Annotated in this window: 5 protein-coding genes and 1 pseudogene; 1 reads left to right on the forward strand and 5 read right to left on the reverse strand. The window is 58.3% G+C overall.

Annotated features, from left to right (window positions below; translation table 11 throughout):
* Window positions 1-136: 136 nt before the first annotated feature.
* Together rplC and rpsJ are read right to left on the reverse strand one after the other, a co-directional pair.
* Window positions 137-871: a 50S ribosomal protein L3 gene (gene rplC, locus JAO32_RS19585; protein WP_334243551.1), complete on the reverse strand. Its 735-nt coding sequence runs from the start codon at window positions 869-871 to the stop codon at window positions 137-139.
* Between the two features lie 64 nt (window positions 872-935).
* Window positions 936-1,256, reverse strand: coding sequence for a 30S ribosomal protein S10 (gene rpsJ / locus JAO32_RS19590; RefSeq protein WP_047496501.1), 321 nt, complete (start codon window positions 1,254-1,256; stop codon window positions 936-938).
* A 528-nt stretch (window positions 1,257-1,784) separates the two neighbouring features.
* Between rpsJ and JAO32_RS19595 the strand changes: the two genes are divergently transcribed.
* Window positions 1,785-2,618, forward strand: a complete 834-nt coding sequence (locus JAO32_RS19595) for a manganese catalase family protein (protein ID WP_334243553.1) — start codon at window positions 1,785-1,787, stop codon at window positions 2,616-2,618.
* Between the two features lie 52 nt (window positions 2,619-2,670).
* Here JAO32_RS19595 and JAO32_RS19600 read toward each other — a convergent pair whose 3' ends face one another.
* The 3 genes and pseudogenes from JAO32_RS19600 to JAO32_RS19610 all read right to left on the reverse strand — a co-directional run.
* Window positions 2,671-4,926 carry a GH92 family glycosyl hydrolase gene (locus JAO32_RS19600; RefSeq protein WP_334243555.1) on the reverse strand — a complete coding sequence of 752 codons (2,256 nt, stop codon included), beginning with the start codon at window positions 4,924-4,926 and terminating at the stop codon, window positions 2,671-2,673.
* A gap of 202 nt (window positions 4,927-5,128) precedes the next feature.
* Entirely contained in the window at window positions 5,129-5,860 is a 732-nt protein-coding gene (locus tag JAO32_RS19605; protein WP_334243558.1) for a YcbK family protein, read from the reverse strand.
* Window positions 5,861-6,151: 291 nt separating this feature from the next.
* A pseudogene (locus tag JAO32_RS19610) lies at window positions 6,152-6,564 on the reverse strand (EF-Tu/IF-2/RF-3 family GTPase); the annotation flags it as partial.

Consider the following 6,564-nt stretch of genomic DNA (forward strand, 5'->3'; position numbering starts at 1 on the left):
CTATTGCGAGCGCCCTAAGTTCAATTTGTCATCCTGCCGTCGACTTACTCATTTCGACTAAGTCCGCAGACGATGCGAGCTACAACACCTACACACTAAGCGGCAGAGCAACCAGAGATTGCTCTGCCGTCAATGCTTACTTCTTCTTACCGGAAGCCTTCTTCGAAGCCTTCAACGGATCGACCGTACCGGAGCCGGCGAATCCACGACGCTCACGCGGCGGGTTCTTCGACTTGGAGATCAAAATCACACCATCACGGGGTCCCGGAACCGCACCCTCGACCAACAGGAGGTTGTCCTCGAGGTCGATGCCGCGGATACGCAGGTTGCGAACCGTGATCTGCGCGTCACCATGGTGACCCGGCATGCGCTGGCCCGGGAATACGCGCGAGGGGAACGACGATGCGCCGATCGAACCCTGAATCTGGAACATGTGGCCGTGCGACTTGGGACCACCGCCGAAGCCGTGGCGACGAACCACGCCCGCGAAACCGCGGCCCTTCGACTTACCGATGATGTCCACAAAACGCTCGCCGTCGAAGATGTCGACCAGAACACGATCGCCAGCCTTCACAGCGCCTTCACCCTCGTTATCACCCGAAACAGACTCGATACCCACTTCGCGGATCTCACGAACCGGAGGAGCATCGCTCTTCGCCAGGTGACCAGCCAGCCCCTTGGTCAGCTTGGAGGCCTTCACGAACTCCACGAGACCGATCTGAGCAGCGTCATAGCCGTCAGTCTTCTGCGTCTTAACCTGCGTTACAACGCAGGGGCCAACCTTGATTACGGTGACCGGGTGCACAACACCGGCGTCGTCAAACACCTGCGTCATGCCAATCTTCTTGCCGAGCAAACCTGTTACTGCCATGTGATTCTCTCCTCATCATGCCCGCGCACGCAGCGGGGCACTGCCGGTTTATTGAAATTTGGTGTTACTTGGTAACGGTCTTGATTTCCACGTCAACGCCAGCGGGCAGGTCGAGCTTCATCAGCGCGTCCACCGTCTGCTGTGTCGGTTCCAGGATGTCGATCAGCCGCTTATGCGTACGGATTTCGAACGCCTCACGCGACTTCTTGTCGACGTGCGGGGAACGCAGCACGCAGTACTTGTTCTTCATCGTGGGAAGGGGAATCGGACCCGCAACCTGTGCTCCGGTGCGCTTGGCGGTCTCAACGATCTCGCCGGTCGACGTGTCCAGGACACGATAGTCATACGCCTTCAGGCGAATGCGAATTCTCTGCTGTGCAGCCATGTGTTCGAACTCTCTTTACGCAAAGATCTACAACTGCGGCTGGCCTTCAGACCAACCTTTTGAGTGTAACCGAAGCACGACGCTTTTCCCACAGGAAAATGCGGTGAAACGGCAAAAATTTGTCAGGGACCACCGCGCCGGGACTCACTCGCCATCCCGAACCAGCCGCCAGAACCGCAAGCGACCTTCACGCAGCAGACAACTGATCATAGCAGTACTTGAGCTTTTACGCGAATCCGGCGGTTGCTATTTCACCACAGTCATCAGCAGCCGCGTGAGCTGCCATCCAATTCCGACTCCTTCACTCATGCCGTGGCCATATCCGCCCAATGAAATGAGCAGAGCGTTTTGTGTGCGGCACCAATGACTGCGAAATCTGTAACGGCACAGTCAGCGTTCACGGCCAACGCGCGCTCTTGTTTGCAGCTCCTACTAGTCCAGTCCGTCAGTCCGGATGCTTCCGCCGAAGGCCTTCTGCAACGGCGCCCTCCCCCGCACGTCTCGCCCGCTTTCCCTCCGGAGATCCTCATGTATCACCACATTAAGAAGCTCATGTATACCGTCAACGTCGATACCCCGAACGTGCTTTTCGGCAGAATGCTACTGGAGCAGTTCGGCGGCGCGAACGGTGAGCTGGCAGCCGCCATGCAATACACCATTCAGGGTTGGAACTGTATCGATGACATTGGCCGCCGCGATCTGCTGCTCGATATTGGCACGGAGGAACTCAGTCATCTCGAAGTGGTCGGCGCGCTGATTCGTATGCACCTGAAGGATCTGAAGACAGACCGCGAAGCGGCTGAAGCCGATCCCCTCATCACCATCGCTGGAGGCGGCGGGGTCGCGCTGTTCGACTCCATGGGCAACGCCTGGACCGCCAACTACCTGAAGATCACCGGCGAAATCGATGTGGACCTTCGCAGCAACATCGCCGCGGAGGCGCGGGCCAAGATCGTGTATGAACGCCTGATCGACCACACGGACGACCCCGGCAGCATCGACACGCTGCAGTTCCTGATGACCCGCGAAATCACCCACATGAAGGCCTTCTCCGCCGCGCTGGAGAGCCTGGAGAAGAAGCCGTTTTCCATAGGCCGTCTCAAACCCACGCCGGGTATTGTCGACGAGTATTTCAACGGCTCAACTGGCGACGGCAGCGAGGGAGATACGGACATGCGCGGTCCGTGGCAGACCAGCTTCGGCCTTAAGCCAGTGGAGTCGGAGATGAAGGATGGCCCCGGCCTCTCCGTAGAAGACGTCGACGGTGCAATTGCGGGCGAAGACCGCGGCAAGCAAGACAGTGCCCAACCAACGACGACCGCCCCGGAAAAGGACGAACTCGTCGGCGCAGCAGAGGTATAAATTGCAAACGAAACGGGGAGCGAGACGCTCCCCGTTGTCGTCTGGCAATCGCTTATGCCTTCACGGTAAATCGCAACGCCGAAGCCTTCACCAGATCCCCATGCGAGATCACATCGCCACTGTGCGCCTTGCCATCCACTGCTAGACCCGCACGATATTGCTTCGTCGCAGGATCACCGACTGCCTCTACGGTGAAGCTGCTTCCCTTCAGCCCGCGACGGACCTCAGCCTTCTGCCACATGGGCGAACCCAGCATCCACTCCGGCTTCCCTGGGCACAGCGTATACAGTCCGAGCGATGCCAGCACGTACCAAGCCGCCATCGAGCCGGTATCTTCATCGCCTGCGAACTGTTCCGGCGAGTACAGCTCGTCCAACACCTTGCGCACCCACTTCTGCGTCAGGTCGGGACGACCACCGATCGTGAACATCCACAGGATGTGGTGTGACGGCTGATTCGAGTGTGCGTACTGGCCGAAGCGTACTGCGGCCATCTCGCTCATCTCGTGAATCTCCTGGTGATACACGCCGACCTCAAAGCGCGGCTCCTGCTCTACGCACTTTGTCAGCTCTGCGATGAAGATATCCTTGCCGCCGAAGGCCTCGTTCATCATGGCTTCAGGCTCGTGTGGAACGCTCCAGCGATGCTGCCATGCGCCGCCCTCAACGTAAGGCGAGCCCCATTGATACTGCCGGAACTCCGGCGCCCACTTGCCATCCGCATTCTTGCCACGGAAGAACTTCACCTGCGGGTCCCACATCATGCGCCAGTTCTTCGAACGCTTCGCAAAGAATGCTGCATCTTCCGTGTGCCCCAGCTTCGCTGCGATCTGCCCAATGCAGAAATCACCGTAATGCGCGTCGAGCGATTCCACGCACGCCTGCTCCACTTCATCATTCGGCACGTAGCCGAGCTTCTGATACGAAGCCGAGCCGCGACGTCCATAGCCCTTCGCCGGATCGCCCACCTGCGTCGCGTGCTTCTTCAGCAACTGGTACGCAGCTTCGCGATCGAAGCCCGGAATCTCCTTCACCACCGCATCGCCAAAGAGCGAATCAATCAGCGACCCCGTCATGCAAGCGCGATAGCCCGGGCATGGGAACTGCGGCATCCATCCACCTTCGGTGCCAGCGTTCACCCAGCTCTGCAGAATCTCGCCGAGCCGTTCCGGATACAGCAGCGTCATCATTGGATACCAAGCGCGATACACATCCCAATAACCGTGGTCCGCATACATCACACCGGGCGTCAGCTTGTTGGTGTACGGGCTCATGTGGACGGGCTTATTATTCGCGTCCATCTCATGCCAGATGCGCGGGAACAACACCGTGCGATACAGACAGGAATAGAACGTCTTCATCTGCGTCTCGGTCGCGCCATGGATGACAACAGCGCGAAGATGCTCCTCCCACATCGCCTTCGTCTTCGCCTGCACAGCATCAAAGCTGCTCGTGCCGATCTCTGTATTGAGGTTGCGGTGTGCCTGGTCAAACGAGATGAACGAGTGCGTAATCGCGACCTCAGCCTTTGCCGACTTCAGATGCAACATGCCAATCATGCTGCCGCTGTCACTGCGTCCCCGTGTATTGGTCTTCAGCGTCTTCAGCTCAAACGTAGAGCCTTTGCCTGCACGCAAAATGTAGTACGTTGCGAATCCTTCGGGCGTACCGCCTGCGCTTGCAGAGGTCTTCCAATGCAGTGTTCCAGAATTGGCATCCCACTGGAATTCCGCGCCCTTTTCCGGGACATCAATCACCAGCGAGATGTCATCGCCCAACCGGCTTGTCGCACGCAGCACAGCACCACGACAGGTCGGTGTAAGCTCCGCGTCAATGCAATAGCGCAGCAGGTTTATCTTGAAGCCATACGGACGCGCCACTAGCTCATCCGGCCGATACGAGGTGGCACGCGCTGACGCGCGCACGTCCGGTTCACCCGTCACAGGAAGAATCGTGGTGAAGCCGTAATCGCTGAGCCACGGGCTCAACTGATGCGTCAGGCGGAAGCCCTGAATCCGCTGATCAATGGGCGAAAACATCCACGGCGATCCGCTGCGTGATTCCAGAGTCCAGTGCGCCATGCCGAACGGCTCTGCGACAATCGGCAGCGTATTGCCGCGCGAAAACTGCGGGTTTGAGTTCGTCCCCTGCAACACGTTGACGTAGTCGCTCAATGCACCGGTATGCGCCTGCGTTGCGGATGTCGCGCTGTGCTTCTGCACCGCTGCTTCCGCGGTAAGAGCAGGTGTACCGGCAGCAACGGCAAGAGCACCGGTGCCTTTCAGAAAATCGCGTCGTGTTGCAGCCATGAGGGGTAAGTCCTTACCAGAAATCCGCGCACAACATGCCAAATACATGTTGCGCACGCACCATGAAGTCTATCTGCAATGACAGCGTTGGATATGTAGGCGCAGAGTACTTCACGGTGAATTTGGTGTTTCACCTTTGCAAATCACAAACAGAAAAGCCCGGTCCATGGGATCGGGCTTTGACTGACTTGTAATTCCGGCATTAGGTACGTGAGTGCCGACGCTTGTGTCGGCCACCAGCATGAGGCGAATACGTCCACTTACGAACCGGGCCCGTATCAACATGCACAAACTGCCCCTTCGGGTAGTAGCCGACACCGCCTGCATCCAGCGATAACGCAGCGTCGCGCAGACGCGCAGCCGGAACGCCCTCAACGCGCATATCGACTGCCTTGGCTTCAATGTGCTGCGAGTGCTCCGCCGCATTGGTTGTGCCACTGGCACGCAGCGCATCGTTTGTTTCCTGCGACCGGTAAGCCGAAAGCACGCTGATCACGCCGCTCGCCTTGCCTACCTTGGCAAGCATCGTGTGCAGAACGTCAAAGGTACGCGGATCAAAAGTATTGACTTGCTCATTGTGGCTGTCACGGAGGAAGTGATTCAGCTTGTCCAGCGCATCTGGGATGTAGGTGTCGCCCACGCGATACACCACGTCGATCATTTCGCCGCCCTGGCGAGCAAACTTCAGTTCGTACTTCTGGCCGTCAGACGGAGCAGTCACTTCATCGCCATCAATGGGCAGGAGGCCCAGACCAGGCAGCGTGGCATTTACAAAAGCATGGGCCACGGCGCGAATGCGTGGGTGCTTGCGGGCTTCAAATTTGCGGGCACTCGCCGAGGGCGCGGTCATGCCGAGCGCCACAAGGACACCGAAAGCGGTAACTGTACGAGCGGACACAAGACCGAGATTCAACGAAGAGAAACGCAGTGGCACAGCGACAGAAGCTCCTGGGTTCGATTCGCAGCGCCGATATGGTGATCGTCTTCGATGTGTCTGGAAACACAGGAATCCATCAACAAACTCAGCCCTAGGCTCCCATACTAGGCAAAGGGCGATCCCCGCGCAACACTTGTGTCGAAAATTGCATCGTGGTAGCCCGAATCGGGAATGATTCCCCTTAGGCAAAAGCAAAAGGGCCAGCCTTTCGGCTGGCCCTTTGTTGTATTGATCTTCTTTCCGCTCTCGAGCATCGCGAAGAGCGATGTCGAGAACGGCACGAAGTGCTTACTTGATGATTTCGGAGATGGTTCCGGCGCCTACGGTGCGTCCACCCTCACGGATAGCGAAGCGCAGACCCTTTTCCATTGCCACCGGCGTGTGCAGCGTGACTTCCAGCTGCACGTTGTCGCCCGGCATCACCATCTCGGTGCCTTCCGGCAGCTTCGCCGATCCGGTCACGTCCGTCGTACGGAAGTAAAACTGGGGACGGTAGCCGTTGAAGAACGGGGTGTGACGGCCGCCTTCTTCCTTCGACAACACGTACACTTCGCCCTTGAACTGCGTGTGCGGGGTGATCGATCCCGGCTTCGCCAGAACCATGCCGCGCTCCACGTCGTCCTTCGCCGTACCACGCAGCAACAGACCTGCGTTGTCACCGGCAAGACCCTCGTCCAGCTGCTTCTTGAACATTTCCACGC

Source organism: Terriglobus sp. ADX1, from assembly GCF_036877645.1.
Taxonomy (GTDB): Bacteria; Acidobacteriota; Terriglobia; order Terriglobales; family Acidobacteriaceae; genus Terriglobus.